The 18,330-nt window shown below is 45.9% G+C and carries 14 protein-coding genes; 3 read left to right on the forward strand and 11 right to left on the reverse strand.

Features of this window, described 5'->3' with window-relative positions; all coding sequences use genetic code 11:
• Positions 1–16 precede the first annotated feature (16 nt).
• Positions 17–1,654 (forward strand): eicosapentaenoate synthase subunit PfaD, encoded by a 1,638-nt coding sequence (gene pfaD, locus AB6E52_RS07295; protein ID WP_017071724.1) that lies wholly within the window; start codon positions 17–19, stop codon positions 1,652–1,654.
• Positions 1,655–1,767: 113 nt separating this feature from the next.
• Here pfaD and hflX read toward each other — a convergent pair whose 3' ends face one another.
• The 10 genes from hflX to prmB all read right to left on the reverse strand — a co-directional run bounded on the left by hflX (position 1,768) and on the right by prmB (position 13,967).
• Entirely contained in the window at positions 1,768–3,135 is a 1,368-nt protein-coding gene (hflX, locus tag AB6E52_RS07300; RefSeq protein ID WP_102320189.1) for a GTPase HflX, read from the reverse strand.
• Positions 3,136–3,405: 270 nt separating this feature from the next.
• Positions 3,406–4,518, reverse strand: coding sequence for an ABC transporter ATP-binding protein (locus AB6E52_RS07305; protein WP_102320190.1), 1,113 nt, complete (start codon positions 4,516–4,518; stop codon positions 3,406–3,408).
• A gap of 6 nt (positions 4,519–4,524) precedes the next feature.
• Positions 4,525–5,382: a carbohydrate ABC transporter permease gene (locus AB6E52_RS07310; protein ID WP_009848502.1), complete on the reverse strand. Its 858-nt coding sequence runs from the start codon at positions 5,380–5,382 to the stop codon at positions 4,525–4,527.
• Positions 5,379–6,317, reverse strand: coding sequence for a carbohydrate ABC transporter permease (locus tag AB6E52_RS07315; RefSeq protein ID WP_017060634.1), 939 nt, complete (start codon positions 6,315–6,317; stop codon positions 5,379–5,381). Before AB6E52_RS07315 ends, AB6E52_RS07310 begins: the two co-directional genes overlap by 4 nt.
• Before the next feature lie 181 nt (positions 6,318–6,498).
• On the reverse strand, positions 6,499–7,746 hold the full coding sequence (locus AB6E52_RS07320) for an ABC transporter substrate-binding protein (RefSeq protein ID WP_017066147.1): 1,248 nt from the start codon (positions 7,744–7,746) through the stop codon (positions 6,499–6,501).
• A gap of 111 nt (positions 7,747–7,857) precedes the next feature.
• Positions 7,858–9,303 (reverse strand): ATP-binding protein, encoded by a 1,446-nt coding sequence (locus tag AB6E52_RS07325; protein WP_017064094.1) that lies wholly within the window; start codon positions 9,301–9,303, stop codon positions 7,858–7,860.
• Between the two features lie 45 nt (positions 9,304–9,348).
• Positions 9,349–10,077 carry a response regulator gene (locus tag AB6E52_RS07330; protein ID WP_017060637.1) on the reverse strand — a complete coding sequence of 243 codons (729 nt, stop codon included), beginning with the start codon at positions 10,075–10,077 and terminating at the stop codon, positions 9,349–9,351.
• Positions 10,078–10,236: 159 nt separating this feature from the next.
• Positions 10,237–11,694: a protein adenylyltransferase SelO gene (locus AB6E52_RS07335; protein ID WP_102320191.1), complete on the reverse strand. Its 1,458-nt coding sequence runs from the start codon at positions 11,692–11,694 to the stop codon at positions 10,237–10,239.
• A gap of 472 nt (positions 11,695–12,166) precedes the next feature.
• Entirely contained in the window at positions 12,167–12,808 is a 642-nt protein-coding gene (locus tag AB6E52_RS07340) for a LysE family translocator (RefSeq protein ID WP_102320192.1), read from the reverse strand.
• A 226-nt stretch (positions 12,809–13,034) separates the two neighbouring features.
• Positions 13,035–13,967: a 50S ribosomal protein L3 N(5)-glutamine methyltransferase gene (gene prmB, locus AB6E52_RS07345; protein ID WP_017060640.1), complete on the reverse strand. Its 933-nt coding sequence runs from the start codon at positions 13,965–13,967 to the stop codon at positions 13,035–13,037.
• 62 nt (positions 13,968–14,029) lie between these two features.
• Between prmB and smrB the strand changes: the two genes are divergently transcribed.
• The gene (gene smrB / locus AB6E52_RS07350) at positions 14,030–14,560 is read left to right on the forward strand and encodes an endonuclease SmrB (RefSeq protein WP_017064096.1); all 531 of its coding nucleotides are present in this window, start codon (positions 14,030–14,032) and stop codon (positions 14,558–14,560) included.
• A gap of 111 nt (positions 14,561–14,671) precedes the next feature.
• Here the strand turns inward: smrB and sixA are convergent, their stop codons facing one another.
• Positions 14,672–15,136, reverse strand: coding sequence for a phosphohistidine phosphatase SixA (sixA, locus tag AB6E52_RS07355; protein ID WP_102320193.1), 465 nt, complete (start codon positions 15,134–15,136; stop codon positions 14,672–14,674).
• 305 nt (positions 15,137–15,441) lie between these two features.
• Between sixA and AB6E52_RS07360 the strand changes: the two genes are divergently transcribed.
• Positions 15,442–18,219 carry an insulinase family protein gene (locus tag AB6E52_RS07360; protein WP_102320194.1) on the forward strand — a complete coding sequence of 926 codons (2,778 nt, stop codon included), beginning with the start codon at positions 15,442–15,444 and terminating at the stop codon, positions 18,217–18,219.
• Positions 18,220–18,330 lie beyond the last annotated feature (111 nt).

The raw sequence follows: 18,330 nt of genomic DNA on the forward strand, positions 1-18,330 counted from the left end.
TAGGAAAGAAATAATTATGACAACTCAAACTACTATCAATAACGAAAAGCTATCTCCGTGGCCTTGGCAGATTGAAGAGAAAACAACTCATTTTGATAGCGCGGCAATGTCGACCATCTTAAAAGACTTAAGCCTTGCTTGTTACGTAGTGAGCCACCCAGAAAAAGGCTTAGGCGTCAGCCAACAAGCTGAAATTACATCGGGTGATTCAGCAAGTGCAGCGAACAGCCAACCTGTTAGCGCATTTGCTCCTGCACTCGGTACACAAAGCTTGGGCGACGAAGAGTTTCGTCGCTGTCATGGCGTAAAATACGCGTACTACGCAGGCGCAATGGCCAACGGCATCTCATCTGAAGAGCTTGTAATTGCGCTTGGTCAGGCAGGCATTCTTTGTTCATTTGGCGCGGCAGGCTTAATCCCGTCTCGCGTTGAGCAAGCGATCAACCGTATTCAAGCAGCGCTACCAAACGGCCCTTACGCGTTTAACCTGATTCACAGCCCAAGTGAACCTGCACTAGAGCGCGGCAGTGTAGAGCTGTTTTTGAAGCACAAAGTGAAAACGGTTGAGGCTTCAGCCTTCTTAGGTTTAACACCGCAAATTGTTCACTATCGTGCTGCTGGTCTAAGCCGTGATGCAAAAGGCGAAATCCAGATTGGCAACAAAGTCATCGCAAAAGTGAGCCGTACTGAAGTCGCAAGCAAGTTCATGCAGCCTGCTCCTGTGAAAATGCTGCAAGCTTTGGTTGATGAAGGTCGAATCACAGCAGAACAGATGGAGCTAGCACAGTTGGTTCCAATGGCGGATGACATTACTGCAGAAGCGGATTCTGGTGGTCACACCGATAACCGCCCTCTAGTTACCCTGTTACCAACGATTCTTGCGTTGAAAGAACAGATCCAAGCTCAGTACCAATTCAAAACACCGCTGCGTGTTGGTTGTGGTGGTGGCGTCGGCACGCCTGACGCAGCTCTAGCAACGTTTAACATGGGCGCGGCATACATTGTTACTGGTTCTATTAACCAAGCCTGTGTTGAAGCTGGCGCGAGTGAACACACACGTAAGCTGCTTTCGACAACTGAAATGGCTGACGTGACTATGGCTCCGGCAGCAGACATGTTCGAAATGGGCGTGAAGCTGCAAGTGGTTAAGCGCGGTACCTTGTTCCCAATGCGTGCAAACAAGCTTTACGAGATCTACACACGCTACGACTCCATTGAAGCGATTCCAGTTGAAGAACGTCAAAAGCTAGAGAAGCAGGTATTCCGTTCAACATTGGATGACATCTGGGCAGGTACTGTTGCTCACTTTAACGAGCGCGACCCTAAACAGATCGAACGCGCTGAAGGCAACCCGAAGCGTAAAATGGCGTTGATTTTCCGCTGGTACTTGGGGCTTTCTAGCCGCTGGTCAAACACGGGCGAACAAGGTCGTGAAATGGATTATCAAGTATGGGCTGGCCCTGCACTTGGCGCATTCAACGCGTGGGCAAAAGACAGCTACCTAGATGATTACCAGCAGCGTAATGCGGTCGACCTTGCTAAGCACCTGATGCACGGTGCGGCTTACTTAGCACGTGTTAACCTGCTGACTTCGCAAGGCATCAAGCTTGATCCAGAACTAGCACGATGGAAGCCAACTCAAAGAATGGCGTAAATGACCAAAATGGACTGGTTGACGAGTAACTAATTACTCAGCGACAGGAAACAAAAAAGCGACCTTATCGGGTCGCTTTTCTTTTGGTTGTTCTTGCCAGGCTCGCTACAAAATTAAGACTTCTGCATACGCTTTTTCAAGCGCGCTAAATCAATTGCACTTGAGCGTACAGTAAGCTTGATGCATTCGTAGTCGTATTCTTCCTTCACCACACTCATGTTTGAGCGAATCTCACCGATAATGCCTTGTCCAGAATAAGGAATCGTGATCTCTTCTTCGATCATGCCTTGTTCAGCCACACCCACAATGTACTTGTGTAGTTTGGTGATATCGAGCGGGTCACGAGTCGAGGTCAGCATTGCATCTGGGAATTCTTCAATCAGCTCTAACTGTTCGTCTTCGCTCAATCTATCGCACTTGTTCAGTACCAATAGTTTTTCGCTGCCTTCAACGCCCACTTGCGCTAATACTTCGTGTACCACATCAAGCTGTGCGCGGAATGAAACATCAGAAGCATCAACCACATAAAGCAGTAATGAAGCATCATGCGCTTCTGCTAGTGTTGAGTGGAATGAAGCAACCAGATCGTGTGGCAGTTTCTTGATGAAACCCACCGTATCTGACACTAAGATACGCGGCTGAGTGATCGGCTGAAGTGCACGAACCGTGGTATCTAAGGTCGCGAATAGCTTATCTTCACCGCTCACTTCGGTTGCGGTCATAGCGCGCATCATCGAAGATTTACCCGCGTTGGTGTAGCCAACCAGAGCAACAGTGAAAAGCTCCGAACGCTGAGTGCGTCGGTTCTTCATTTCGTCCTGTACGCTAACCAGCTCACGTTTAAGCGCAGCAATTTGGTCACGTACTTTACGGCGGTCTAGCTCTAATGAAGTTTCACCAGCACCCTGACCCATTTGACGCTCTTTATCACCGTCGGCTGTTTCACGCAGTCGAGGCACTAAGTAGTTTAGGCGAGCGATTTCAACTTGCAGACGTGCGGTACGAGTACGAGCATGGCGGCTAAAGATCTCGATGATGATACCAGTACGGTCAAATACCTCGACACCCAAGTGCGCTTCTACATTACGCAGTTGAGATGGGCTCAAATCACAGTCGAATACCACTACGTCAGCAGTACCAAACTCCACATCTTCAGATGGAAGATCATCAAAATCTAATTCATCGATACTAGCGCGAAAATCAAAAGATTCATCGATAAAATCTTCATCTTCTGCTTCTTCAATCGAACCTTGGTAACCGGTGAGGTGTGCAATTTCTGCAAGCTTACCTGCGCCCAACACGTTTTGTCGTTGTGTTGAACTGTGGTGCTGTGATTGTGTACCGACCACTTTAAACCCTAGGGTTGTTACTAAGCGAGCAAGTTCGGCAAGAGACTCTTTTGCTTCGTCACCTTTGAAGTCCGGTGTCGTAATAGAAATAAGTAAAGCGTTACTAGCTGAGGGTTTTGCTGTTAGTTTCATGTATTCTTCTGTTTATGCACTAATGTGCAACCTAGTATTTGGTCTAAAGTAGCGCGATCCTACGCTGTTCTCGGTCAGCTTTATAGAGCTAACGGAGGCTATTTGGCGATATTATTGCAGTTAATCCATTTATCTCGTTTATCCCTCTGTTTTCGTGAGGAAATAAAACAGGCTAAAACAACAAAAAAGACAGCATCACGTTACTTATTAGTAATTAGTGATACTGCCTTTGCTTAAGCTTAGACTCTCATTGAGCTACTGTCTCAAAAACTAAAAATCAATTCTCGCTTCAGTCTGAGCATCAAAGAATACCGCCTTTGATAAGTCAAAATGCAGCGGCGCCATTTGCCCAACTGACACTTCAAATTCTGGCGACAAGCGACATGCCACTTCTTGGTCGTTCACTTTCACCATCGCAATCGTATCTGGCCCTGTTGGTTCTAGCACTTCTAACTGCAAGTCTAGCTTGGTCGTTGCCGACACATCTTCACTTTCCTGCTCGGTAATATGTTCAGGGCGCAGGCCAATCACCACTTCTTTGCCATCTTGCTCACGCATGCTTTGTGGTAATCGAATGTGGTGTTCTTGCTCCGCCGTGCCAGTTACTTTGATGATCGGATTCTGTTCCTCATCCAAGTCCACCATGGTTTTAATGAAGTTCATTGATGGTGAGCCCATAAAGCCCGCTACGAACATGTTGTTTGGCTTGGTGTAGATCTCTTGTGGCGTACCGAGTTGCTGCAGTTCACCGTCTTTCATTACTGCGATGCGATCCGCAAGAGTCATAGCTTCGATCTGATCATGGGTTACATAAACAATCGTGGTATTCAGCTTCTGGTGCAGACGTTTAATCTGGTGGCGCATTTCAACACGCAGCTTGGCATCCAAGTTAGAAAGCGGCTCATCAAATAGATAAAGCTTAGGACGACGAGCTAGAGCACGTCCCATCGCGACACGTTGACGCTGGCCACCAGAAAGTTGCGACGGTTTACGATCCAGCAACTGTTCGATTTGCAGCATTTCCGCTACTCGGTTTACCTCTGCATCAATCTCTTGCTGCGGCATCTTGCGGATCTTCAGACCGAAAGCGATATTACCGCGTACCGTCATGTTTGGGTAAAGTGCGTACGACTGGAATACCATCGCGATGTCGCGATCTTTAGGTTCAACCTGCGCCACGTCTATGCCATCAATTACAATCTCACCCGAGCTAATATTTTCGAGCCCAGCGATTGTGTTCATTAGGGTGGATTTTCCACACCCCGAAGGGCCGACAAGTATCAAAAATTCCCCCGAATCGATACTGATGTCGATGCCCTTTAACGTTTCGTTGTCCGCGTTACGATAGGTTTTACGGATCTGTTTTAAATCTAATGTTGCCATGGGTAATTATCCTTTTACTGATCCTGCCGTTAGGCCACGAACAAAATATTTTCCTGCGAAGACATACACCAACAGCGTTGGCAGCGCGGCGATGATCGCGGCAGCCATATCAACGTTGTATTCTTTAACGCCCGTGCTGGTGTTGACTAAGTTATTTAATGCTACGGTGATTGGCTGAGTCTCTGAGCCGGAATACACCACCCCGAACAAGAAATCGTTCCAGATTGCGGTGAACTGCCAGATCACCGTCACCATGATGATAGGCGTAGAGATCGGTAATAAGATCTTGAAGAAAATGGTAAAGAAGCCTGCACCATCCAGTTTTGCTGCTTTGATCAATTCATCCGGAATCGAGATGTAGAAGTTACGGAAAAACAGAGTTGTAAACGCCATGCCGTAGATAACGTGCACAATCACCAAGCCGATGGTTGTGTTCGCTAGCCCCATCTTGCCGAGCATGGTTGCCATTGGTAGTAGCACCACTTGGAACGGAATGAAGCAACCAAACAACAGTAAGCTGAAGAACAGATTCGAGCCTCGGAATTGCCATTTCGTCACTACATAACCATTGAATGCACCGAGCAATGTTGAAATCGCAACCGCAGGAATCACCATTTGGAACGAGTTCCAGAAGTAGCCTTTGATGCCTTCACATTTCACGCCCGTACAGGCGGTGTCCCACGCTTTATACCAAGCATCAAACACCCACTCTTTCGGTAAGCTCATCAAGTTACCTGCCTTGATGTCTGGCAGAGTTTTGAATGAGGTCAGCGCCATGACAAACAATGGCATTAGATACACCAAGCAGAAGAAAAGCAGTGCTGAATAAATAAAGATTCGAGCAAAATTGATGTTATTCATCATGACTTTTTCTCCCTAAGTTCAGAGTAAAGATAAGGCACGAGAATCGCTAAGATACCAGCAAGCATCATCATGGCACTGGCAGCACCAAGGCCGATTTGTCCACGCGTAAATGAGTGTGCGTACATGAATAGCGCAGGAAGATCCGATGAATAACCTGGGCCACCCGCTGTCATCGCGGTCACAAGGTCGAAACTCTTAATCGCAATGTGTGAGGTGATGATCACCGCGCTGAAAACCACAGGGCGCAAGCAAGGTAGAATGATTTTCAGATAAATAGTGGGTAAGCTTGCCCCATCAATTTGAGCGGCTTTGATGATTGAAGAATCAATGCCACGAAGGCCGGCTAAGAACATCGCCATCACGAAGCCTGACGACTGCCAAAGTGCTGCGATAACCAAGGTATAGACCGACATTTCAGAGTCGACTAACCAATCGAATTTGAAGTCGGTAAAGCCCCAATCTTGCATCAGTTTTTCAATGCCAAGACCCGGATTGAGAATCCATTTCCAAGCGGTACCCGTCACGATGAATGACAAGGCCATTGGGTATAAATAAATGGTACGAATCGCGCCTTCTTGACGGATGTTCTGGTCAAGCAATACCGCCAAACCCACACCCAACAAGATAGCAATCGCCATGAACAGAAAACCAAACACACCGAGGTTGGTGATTGAGGTGATCCAGCGATCGTTGTCCATCAGCTTTTCATATTGAGCTAAACCAACAAAGTTGAAGCTCGGTAAAAATCGAGAATTCGTAAACGACAGCGCCGCCGTCCAGAATATATAGCCGTAGATACACACCACGGTCACTAACGCGGTCGGCGCCAGTACAATCTTGGGTAACCAATGTTGCAACCTGTCAGCAAAGCTAGGCTTGGGCGCAGGCTGGCTCCTTGTGGGTTTTGGAGTCGACTCAGTCAAAACATGCTCCATAACTTATCCTTGTTGCACAATCGAGCCAATGGCTTACCTTTCGGCACCACATCAGCATCACGCATATCAGAATTGGGAGTGAAGAGTAGATAGGCTCCCTACGAGCCTACCCACCCTGGGGGTTTGGTAAAGCAACACAACCCGTCACTCACGTGCGTTGTGTGTCGCTTATCAAGTTATATTAGATAGCCGCTTTCACAGCTTTCGCTAACTTAGCCGCCGCTTGTTTTGGATCGGCATCTTTTTCGTTGAAGAAGTTGGTTACCACGTCGTAAATCGCGCCTTGAGCGTAGCTTGTTGTCGCTAGGCCGTGAGCCATACTCGGAACAAGATCGCCAGATTTCGCACTCGCTTTGAAGGTTGCCATTGAATCCAACGCACATTGGTCGAACTTAGACATGTCCATATCTAGACGTACAGGGATAGAACCCTTGTTAAGGTTGAAGACTTCTTGGAAATCTTTGGTAAGAATGGTTTTCGCTAGGTCTTGCTGCGCTTTTTGGTTCTCTTTGTCACTCAGCTCAAAGAACGCAAAGCTATCGATGTTGAAAGTGAATTGGCCATCAGTGCCCGGTGCTGGTGCACAGATGTAATCTTTACCCGGTACTTTGCCTGCCGCAGTAAATTCACCTTTCGCCCAGTCACCCATGATCTGCATTGCCGCTTCGCCATTGATAACCATCGAAGTTGCTACGTTCCAATCACGACCCGGAGAGTTGCTGTCGATGTAATCACGCATCTTTTTGAACTTGGTGAATACTTCCACCATTTTGTCACCAGACAACACGTCCATATCCAGGTCAACGAACGCTTTGTTGTAGTCTTCACTGCCTAGCACATCAAGTGCCACCGCTTCGAATACCGTCGCGTCTTGCCAAGGTTGACCACCGTGAGCCAGTGGAATGAAGCCAGCCGCTTTAATCTTGTCTGCGGCAACAAAGAACTCATCTAACGTAGTTGGAACCGTCACGCCTGATTTTTCTAAAACAACAGGGTTCGCCCAAAGCCAGTTAACACGGTGAACGTTGACAGGAACTGCGACATATTCGCCATCCCACTTCATCACTTTAGTGACCACTTCTGGCAGTAGCTCATCCCATTTTTCTTGTTTCGCAGTTGCATCGAGAGACGTTAGAAAACCTAAACCACCCCACTCTTGAATATCATGACCTTTAATCTGCGCCGCAGATGGAGGATTGCCCGACACTGCTCGAGTTTTCAAAACAGTCATCGCACTTTCACCGCCGCCACCAGCAACAGCGAAATCTTTCCAAGTATGGCCTTGTTCTTCAATCATCTCTTTCAGTACCGCTGCGGATTTCGCTTCGCCACCGGCAGTCCACCAGTGAAGCACTTCCACTTCACCAGCTTGAGAAAATGTTGAGGCAGCAAGAAGAGATAGAGTAAGTAGGGTTTTATTGATTTTCATTATTATCTTCCATGTTTTAGCGGACTCGACGTCCGGTTCAATACAGAGTCTACTTATTCTGATTTGTAAGATTGAAACAAAAGGTAAGCTCAATGTAACACAATTGTTACATTAAACTTCTAGGCCGCGTGGAATATAGACTTTAGCTTCTAAGCCGCCTTGAGGGGAGTTACGAATAATGAGATCTCCGCCGTGTCCGTGTAGGATGTTTCGACAGATTCCAAGCCCTAAACCGTGTCCTTGGTCGTCAGTGGCGAGCCTGAAGTAAGGTTCAAACACCAACTCTAACTTGTCTTCAGGAATACCTTTTCCGTGATCTTGAATAGTCACGATAACCCACACCGAATCACTGTTAATATCGACTTCAGCTGATGTCCCATATTTCACAGCGTTGTCGATAAGATTGGTCAGCACACGTTTAATGGCTAATGGTTTGGCGACTAACGGGTCAACCACAATGGGCTCAAACTCAACCAAGGTTTGATGTTGGTTGTGCAGTTCAATCACGGAGAGCATCATCTCATTGAGGTCGATAATGGCGTTGTTTTCGTGAAGGTCGGTATCTCTTACCGCTTGTAAAGCGCCCTTAACCATCATCTCAAGCTCATCCAAATCCTTATTGAACTTGTCTTTCTTTACTTCGCTTTCCAATAGCTCGGCTCGTAGTCTAAGCCGTGTTATTGGTGTCTTTAAATCATGTGAGATTGCAGAGAAAAGGTGCTCACGGTCGGCAACATAGCGACGAATCCGTTGCTGCATTCGATTAAACGCTCGGGTCGCCGTCACCAGCTCAGTAGCCCCCTCTTCGTTAAGTGGCGGCTGCTGAATATCCATACTCATCTCATTGGCCGCTCTTGCTAATTTTTTAAGAGGGCGTACTTGCCGACGAATCATCAAGTAAGTCAAAACCAAAAGAATGAGGGTCGAGGAAACTAAGAAGATCACCTGTTCTCTGCCGAGAATCGTATCGTCGAGTTTGACGTAAGGCGCAGGCAACAACGCGGCGATATACACCCATTCATGACTGGCTAATTCTATCTGAACAACCAGAATAGGAGGGTTAAGAGGTTCTAAGGTTAAAGTATGATGTGCCCACGATCGTGGGAGATCGCTCAAGTAGATGTCATTTTTAAGCAAACGAAGATGTTCAGGGCGAGAGAAATCAACCCGCACTGATTCGACTTTATTGAGCTTGCTACTCAAAACACTTTCTATCGCTTCAATCGAGGCGGTTTTTAAACGGGTATCAGGGATCGGTTCGACAATCAACGCCTCTTTATTGAAAGAAACGAAGAAGCGCGTACCGCCCATATTGCGGATTTGATCCAACACGATATGGCGATATTTAACGGGCAGAGACTGGAAGAAAGTCACCGTCGAGGCAAACATATTGGCCATGCTTGAAGAGGCAGAACGAATCCCCTCCAGTTCTTTGTGTTTGGATTCGCTATACCAAATAGACGTTGCGATACCTTGAGCTATCACCACAGCTAACAAGGTCAGTAACAATGTTCTGGCAACCAAAGAGTTTGGCTTTAACCGACTCAACCCGTTCATAGGAAATACTTCATTGCCGAGGTGCTCATTAACATCACTTGATTATCAGTGTTCATACTGAACAGGCACAGCGAGGATATAGCCATTACCGCGCATGGTTTTGATGTAGTGAGGATACTTGCCACTGTCGCCCAATCGGCTTCTCAGACGACTAAGCTGCACATCAATGCCTCGCTCAAAAGGCAACGCTTCACGGCCTCTGGTCGCGAATGAGATAGTGTCACGGTCGAGAACTTCGTTAGGGCGAGTTAAGAACAACATCAACAGAGAAAAATCACTGCCCGACAAATCCATCTCTTCCGAGTTTTCATTGTGGGAAATTCGATGCGCTAACGTATCAAGCGTCCAATCACCAAAAACAATCTGTTTTGGCAATGCATCACTTGTCTTGTCATCCACCACTTGAACGCGGCGCAACAACGCTTTGATACGCGCCATTAACTGACGAGGGCTAAACGGCTTGGCAATGTAATCATCAGCACCAATTTCTAAGCCGATAATTTGGTCGGTTTCATCCGATACGGCAGTCAGCATGATGATAGGCACATTCGATTGCTTACGGACGCGTTGACACAAGGTAAAACCATCGTCACCGGGTAGCATCACATCAAGCAGAATCAGATCTGGATAACCTTGGTTTTGCAGATGAGCTTCTAGTTCAACACCATCTCCCACAGAAGAAACATCGAAACCAGATTTTGTGAGGTACTCTTCCAGCAGCTCGCGGATTTCTTGATCATCATCCACCACGAGAATTCGAGTATTTGTTGGCATCGCCCAAACCTATTAAATTTACAACTTATTCACATAGTGTATAGGCTGGCCGATTGTTTGATTATTGACATGTTTGTAAAGTTAGAAGAACAAACAGATAAAGATCACAACTTAGTGACCTCTATCTGAATCTTTAGGGCTTAATCCGCTATTGGTTGGTTATGAAGAGCAGCTGATCTCCATGGCTTTACCCCACTCAGGAGGTAGAGCCGCAAGGTATTCATAATCCGGGTGTTCCGCATAAGGGTCTGCCAGTACCACCATCAAAGCGTCAATATCGCTGCTATCACCGCGCTCTGCTTTGTCTATCGCTAGCTGAGCTAGGTAGTTTCTGAGGATGTATTTCGGGTTTACCTGTCTCATATTTTCGCAGCGCTCGACCACTGAGCTATCTTCCAATTCGAAGCGTTGTAAGTAGTTATCTACCCACAGTTTTGCTGCCTCTCGATCAATTATCAGATCAATCACTTCTTGTGGCGACAAGGTGTCTAGGTTCGATAGCGTTCTAAAGAACCTTGGGTAGTCGACTTTGTTTTGCGACATCAGCTCGAACATAGATTCAAACAAGCGGCTGTCACCTTCTTGTTTGGAAAGTAGTCCAAGCTTTCTGCGCATCAGCTGACTAAAGTAACCATTCATTTGCGGTTCGTACTGCTCAAGTGCCGCTTCTAAGTCAACCCTCTCCACCAGCGGTGACAACGAGTGTGCCAATGCAGATAAGTTCCACATACCAATTCTAGGTTGTTGATTGAACGCGTAACGACCTTGGTAATCCGAATGATTACAGATCAATCTTGGGTCATATTCATCAAGGAACGCGAACGGACCATAATCGAAAGTTTGCCCGATGATCGACATGTTATCGGTGTTCATCACGCCATGAGCAAAACCATTCGCTTGCCACAACGCAATCATCTCTGCGGTACGATCAACGATTTGATTAAACATGGCTGCGTATGGCTTTTCTTCTTCAAGACACTCAGGGAAGTGCCATTCGATGACTTTATCAGCCAGTAACTTATGCTCAGCTAATTGATTGGTATAAAAAAGATGTTCAAAGTGGCCAAATCGAATGTGAGATTCTGCAGCACGCACCAGTAATGCGCCCCACTCTTGTTTCTCTCGGTAAACAGGCGTGTCGCTGGTCATCATGGCTAATGCACGTGTGGTTGGGATATTAAGCCCTGCCATTGCTTCGCTACACAGATACTCACGCACAGTTGAACGAATAACCGCACGGCCATCGCCCATGCGAGAATAGGGGGTTTTACCTGCACCTTTAAGGTGTAAGTCGAACGTTTCACCGCTTTTCGCGACAACTTGAGCTAATAACAGCCCTCTTCCATCACCTAAATCAGGGTTATAAGAGCCAAACTGATGGCCTGCGTATTTCATTGCTACTGGCGAGAATTGCTCAGGTTCAACATTGCCGGATAACGTCTCAAGCAATTCCTCTGAGGCATCCTCAAATAACGGAAAGCCGAGTTCATTCGCAAGGTTATGGTTCCATGCGAGCCATTGAACATTGTTTAGCGGTGTAGGTTGAATTGGGGTATAGAACAGTCGAGGTAATGCAGTAAATCGATTGTTAAATGAAATAGAATCCCAGACAGACATGAGAGGCACACTGTAGATAAAAGATGATTAAAGATTATCACAGTTTGATAACAACTTCAGATGAGGTTACGTGATGAACTTATGAGAGAAAATTGCTTAGCTGTTTACGAAGAGAAAAAGCTAAGTGGCTAGCCTGATGAGAAAAGCCACATTTATAAGAGAAAGAGTTCTGACTTTGAAGACTTTTTAACAAGTGATTTCATAATTAAAACTATAGAGCCATGAAGCTGACTACATTAGAGCAAGAATACCCACTAGAGAAAGGGTAGAGAAAATCCAAGTACGACTGATTACGCCAAAGTTACTGTGTTGAATCATTTCTTGATGCTGCATATGTCTCTCCTTGAGAACGTGATGGTGTAACTACAATATATCGGCTTTTCGCCAAAAGCAGCAAGCACATTAATATTAACCTTTTATGACAGCATCAAGAATATTCTGTAACCATTCACCTCTCTGATAAAACAGAAAGTTATGCTCGACTGGTCGTCGAAAGCAGTGCGCCAGCCCCAATAAAGACACCTCCAGTGACACGATTAAAGACCTTGGCTCGACCTTTCGCAAACAACCAATTTGACGACTTCGCCCCCAAGTAGGCATACACCAATAACCAAGACAATTCCATCACTGCGAAGGTAAAAGCAAACACGGTAAACTGTGGTAATAGCGCAATTGAGGGATCAATAAACTGTGGGAAAAGTGCAGTAAAAAACAAGATAGCTTTGGGGTTACTCGCGCCAACAATAAAGCCACTTAAGTAATGTTGCGCAGCGCTTTCTTTGACAGATTGAGCACCGCCTTGTTGATCCGATAACTTGTCGTAATCTTGCTGGTTAGAGCGTAAAGACTTCCAGCCAAGGTAGATAAGATAGGCAGCGCCTGTCCATTTAATGACATTAAACACCACTTCCGATGAGGCAATGATCACCCCTAAGCCGGTGAACGATAACGTTAAGATTCCGGTGATCGCCGTTAAGCTGCCCAGTGCAGTAAATATTGATAATTTAAAGCCCGATTGCACACCTTTGGTCATACACAATAAAGAACTTGGGCCCGGCGATGCCGTTAAAATCAGTACTGCCAACAAATAATAAATCCATGTATCAAAGCTCATCGCGAATTCTCCTTAACTCACTAAATCGGCTAAACATTAGTCACCAATATGTAATAGCTATGCATATTAGGCAACTAAATATTGAACATTATTTATTCTGCGTTGATTACTTAATCCCAAAATGGCGGCAATAAAAAACGCCATGCATTGCTGCATGGCGTTTAAATTAAAACGTTTCAAATAGAACGTCTTACCAAGTACGAAGCTAAAAACTAGCCGTTATTAACTAGTCTTTGTAGATAGAGAACTCATCAGCACAAGCAACGAGCTGTTCGCGAGTGATCATGAATACGCCATGACCACCGTTAGAGAATTCAATCCAAGTGAATGGAATCTCTGGGTACTGATCCATCATATGAACCATTGAGTTACCAACTTCACAGATAAGAATACCGTCGTCAGTTAGGTAGTCTGGTGCATTAGCTAAGATGCGACGAACCAATTTCAGACCGTCTGTACCCGCTGCTAGGCCAAGTTCTGGCTCGTGAGTAAACTCATCTGGCAGGCTGTTCATATCTTCTTCGTCCACGTAAGGTGGGTTAGATACGATCAGGTTGTATTTCTCTTTTGGCAAATCACGGAAAAGATCTGAACGGATTGGGAACACTTGCTGCTCCATGCCGTGATCTTGAACGTTCTGCTCTGCAACTTGCAATGCGTCAGTAGAGATATCAATCGCATCTACTTCAGCGTCTGGGAATGCGTGAGCACAAGCAATAGCGATACAACCACTACCCGTACACATATCCATGATGCGAGTTGGCTCTTCAGTTAACCAAGGTTGGAATTGAGCTTCGATCAGCTCACCAATTGGAGAACGAGGCACAAGAACGCGCTCATCAACGAAGAACTCAAGACCACAGAACCAAGCTTTGTTGGTTAGGTAAGCCGTTGGTGTACGATCATTAATACGCTTGATTACGCGCTCAACAATACGTAGACGTTCGCTGCTCGTTAGACGAGAGTTCATCACATGCGAAGGAACATCAATCGGCAGATAAAGAGTAGGTAAGATAAGTTGTACTGCCTCATCCCACGCGTTATCAGTGCCGTGACCATAAAATAGGCCCGCTGCGTTAAAGCGGCTAACAGTCCAACGAATCACATCTTGAAGCGTGTGTAGTTCTGATACCGCTTCTTCTACAAAAATCTTATCCAAAATTGTCTCCGAAAAGCGCTACAATACTGCTAATTACGTTTCTAATTAGAATTCATAACCTGATGAGCAAAAAAGACACCGACTTCGATGACGATTTCGCCCTGTTCAACGATGCAGTAAAGGGCGTTAAAAAGTTGCAACAGGATACCATAGTCCAGCAGCCAAAAAGAAATGCCAAGCAAAAAGAAATTACTCGAACGGCAAGACAAGCCAGTGATAGCGAGTTTTATTTCTCGGATGAGTTCATTCCGCATCTTAGCGAAGACGGTCCGACGCGTTATGCGCGTGATGATGTCTCTAAATATGAGGTCAAGCGCCTCCGTCGTGGTGTCTACGTGCCTGACGTGTATCTCGATATGCATGGTATGACTCAACAAGAAGCCAAACGTGAGCTTGGCGCGATGATTGCGCACTGCGTGAAAGAGAGCGTGGCGTGTGCCTGTGTTCAACACGGTATCGGTAAACACATCCTTAAACAGAAGGTGCCTTTGTGGTTAGCACAGCACCCAGACGTGATGGCTTTCCACCAAGCGCCGTTAGAGTTTGGTGGTAATGGCGCGCTGTTAGTCTTGCTTTCGGTTCCTGAGAAGTAATTCTGGTTAACAAACTCTCTCTCACCAAAAAACAACAAAGGGCATCCCAATCATATTGAGATGCCCTTTCTAATTGTCTGCAACTTTGTCATCAAACAGAGCTCAACGAGCTTATGGATTGATGTTCCAAAGCAACTCACCTTTTTGTGTCTCAAGGTTGAAGTCGATACACGCTAGGCCCGAAGTGGGAAACATAGGCGGCGCAATGCCTGTTGCAAACTCTGCAGTTAGGTAGCCAACTAGAGGTAAATGAGAAACAAATAAAATGGTCTCTAGTTTTTCTACTTCAGCCATTGCTAAGGTCAAATCAAACACATCGTCGGACATTCCATAAGGCGTAATATCATCACAGGTTTCTACTTTCTTTCCAGAAAACGCCTGAGAGATCTCTAACCACGTTTCTTGTGCCCTTAAATATGGGCTCACCAGCACTTTATCGAATTGACTAATCCCCTGCTCATTTGCAGCTTGTGCCACGGCAAGAGAAGCCATTTTCCCGCGCTTGGTCAACGCTCTTTCTGCATCCGAGTTGGCAAAATGTTCTGCTTCACCGTGGCGCATAATGAATATTTTCATGTTCAATCCTGTCTTCGTAACATGTCGAAAGTCGATATATCCCATATATCAGCGAAACGCTACTTAGGTTTGGCTCTCAATCCAGAGAAACCGCAGTCAATATAAATAATTATATCAAGTCACTTGCCAAAGAGTTCGACTTTCTTAACAATCTTGTTAAAAGAAAATAAATTACTGATAAAAATCGATAAAAGTGATTTAGAAATCGCCAAAAAGCACTTCATATCCCAAAATATGATCACAAGGTTTGCACGCCGAATCATCGGGTACATAATTTAAAAACCACCTTCTCTGGAGATGCTCCTGTGCACTTAAGCCCAAATGATGAACATCAATACCGCTACATAACCTTAAATAACGGGTTACGTGTACTGTTAGTTCAGGATCAAAATGCTCAAAAAGCAGCAGCCGCATTAGCCGTCAATGTGGGGCATTTTGATGACCCTACAGACCGAGAGGGTTTAGCTCACTACTTAGAGCATATGCTATTTTTGGGAACTGAAAAGTATCCAAAGGTCGGAGAGTTCCAAAGTTTTATCAGCCAGCATGGCGGTAGCAACAACGCTTGGACAGGAACAGAGCACACCTGCTTCTTTTTTGATGTTGAATTGAATGCCTTTGAAACCGCACTCGATCGCTTCAGCCAATTTTTTACCGCTCCCCTTTTCAACGAAGAAGCGTTAGACAAAGAACGCCAAGCCGTTGACTCCGAATACAAGATGAAACTCAACGACGACTCACGACGCTTGTACCAAGTTACCAAAGAACTGGTGAATCACAATCACCCATTCTCGAAGTTTTCTGTCGGTAATATCGATACGTTGGGTGACAGAAACGGCGAGACGATTCGACAAGAGATCTTGGCTTTCCACCAGCAGCAATACTCTGCTGACTTGATGACACTGACACTGTCTGGCAATCAGTCGTTAGATGAGATGCAAAGCTGGGTTGAGGATCGCTTTAGCTCAATCACCAATCACAACCTACAAGGCAAAAAGGTTGAAGTTCCGATTGTCGGCGAGTTAAGTACGGGTGTACAAGTCCGCGTTGAGCCGATTAAAGAAGTGCGCAAACTGATCTTAACCTTCCCGATGCCAAGCATGGACGAACACTACGGCGTTAAGCCTTTGTCGTTCTTTGCCCACCTTTTAGGTTACGAAGGTGAAGGCAGTTTGATGATGCAACTCAAAGAGAAAGGCTGGATAACATCTCTCTCTGCAGGTGGTGGCGCGAGTGGCAGTAACTACCGTGATTTCACAGTCAGTTGCTCATTGACCATAGAAGGTTTAACCAAAACCGATAACATCATCCAAGCGATATTTCAGTACATCAAGTTAGTCGAACAACAAGGCATAGAAGAGTGGCGCTACCTAGAAAAACGCGCCGTTTTAGAGTCTGCTTTCCGCTTTCAAGAGCCAGCAAGACCGCTTGATGTCGTCAGCCACCTCGTCATCAACATGCAGCACTACCAAGAGCAAGATGTGGTGTATGGCGATTACAAAATGTCGCATTTCGATGACGAATTACAGCGTTCTTTGCTGCCTTACTTAACCGTAGACAACATGCGAGCGACCATTGTTGCTCAGGGATTCGAGTATGACAGGGAAGCGAAGTGGTACTTTACTCCCTACTCAGTCACACCTTTTAGCGCTGAACAAGTTCAATGCTTTACGTGCATTAACCCCGGTTGGCAGTTTGAACTCCCAAGCAAAAACCCGTTTATTTGCTACGATCTAGACCCGACTGAACTCGAAGGTGACGCTAAGTTCCCACAACTGTTAGAAGAGCTCGATGGCTTTAAGCTATGGCATCTGCAAGACCATCAATTCCGGGTGCCAAAAGGTGTGGTGTATGTTGCTATCGATAGCCCGCACTCAGTCGCTAGCCCAAGAAATATCGTTAAAACACGCTTGTGTGTAGAAATGTTCTTAGACTCACTCGAAAAAGATACGTATCAGGCTGAAATCGCCGGAATGGGCTACAACATGTACACCCATCAGGGCGGTGTAACGCTCACTCTGTCCGGGTTTAGCGAGAAACAGCCACAACTGCTCAATATGATTCTTGAACGTTTCCAAGCACGCGACTTTAGTCCAACACGCTTCGAAACCATCAAGCATCAATTGCTCAGAAACTGGAACAACGCGTCGCAAGATCGCCCTATTTCGCAGTTGTTTAATGCAATGACTGGGATACTTCAACCAAATAACCCGCCTTATTCCGTGTTAATTGAAGCCCTAGAAACGATAGAGGTCGATGAGCTCTCCTCTTTTGTTCAAGCAATCTTGGCGGAACTTCATGTTGAGATGTTTGTGTATGGCGACTGGAAAAAAGCCGATGCACACAAGATGGCTGAAACGCTAAAAGATGCACTGCGTGTTCAAGATCAGGCTTACGAAGAATCACTGCGTCCGCTCATCATGCTCGGTGAAAACGGCAGCTTCCAACGTGAAGTGGTGTGTAACCAAGATGATTCAGCAATTGTGGTTTATTACCAATGCCCTGATATTTCACCTAAAAATATCGCGCTGTATTCATTGGCAAACCATTTGATGTCGGCCACTTTCTTCCATGAGATACGAACCAAGCAGCAGCTAGGTTACATGGTCGGTACTGGCAATATGCCGCTCAACCGACACCCTGGTATTGTGTTGTATGTGCAATCACCGAATGCCGCCCCTGCTGACTTGTTAGCTTCAATAGATGAGTTCCTCAATGCCTTTTACATGGTGCTGTTGGAGCTTAACGACTATCAATGGCACAGCAGTAAGCGCGGTCTCTGGAATCAGATTTCGGCACCAGATACGACTTTGCGAGGGCGAGCTCAGCGCTTATGGGTTGCGATAGGCAATAAGGATGTTGAGTTCAACCAGAGAGAGCGCGTATTGGAAGACCTTAAGGGGTTAACTCGCTCAGACATGATGCGTTTTGTGGTTAGCCAGCTAAAACCACGCACGGCAAATCGCCTGATTATGCATGCTCACGGTAATGCTCATAATGAGGAAGAGAAGCTGTCAGCAGGTGTTGAAATTGGCTCTATTGATGAGTTTCAGTTACGCCCGAAAGATACTGAGCTTGGCTGATAAAGCTAGAATGAAAATCATAAGGTTGATGTGAAAGCACCAACCTTTTTTATTGGATGCAGTCCAAAAGCAGATCTCCTATTACGCTCCTTCGTCGCTTTAGGAGATGAC

This window comes from Vibrio sp. 10N.247.311.13 (assembly GCF_041467595.1).
Taxonomy (GTDB): domain Bacteria; phylum Pseudomonadota; class Gammaproteobacteria; order Enterobacterales; family Vibrionaceae; genus Vibrio; species Vibrio crassostreae_C.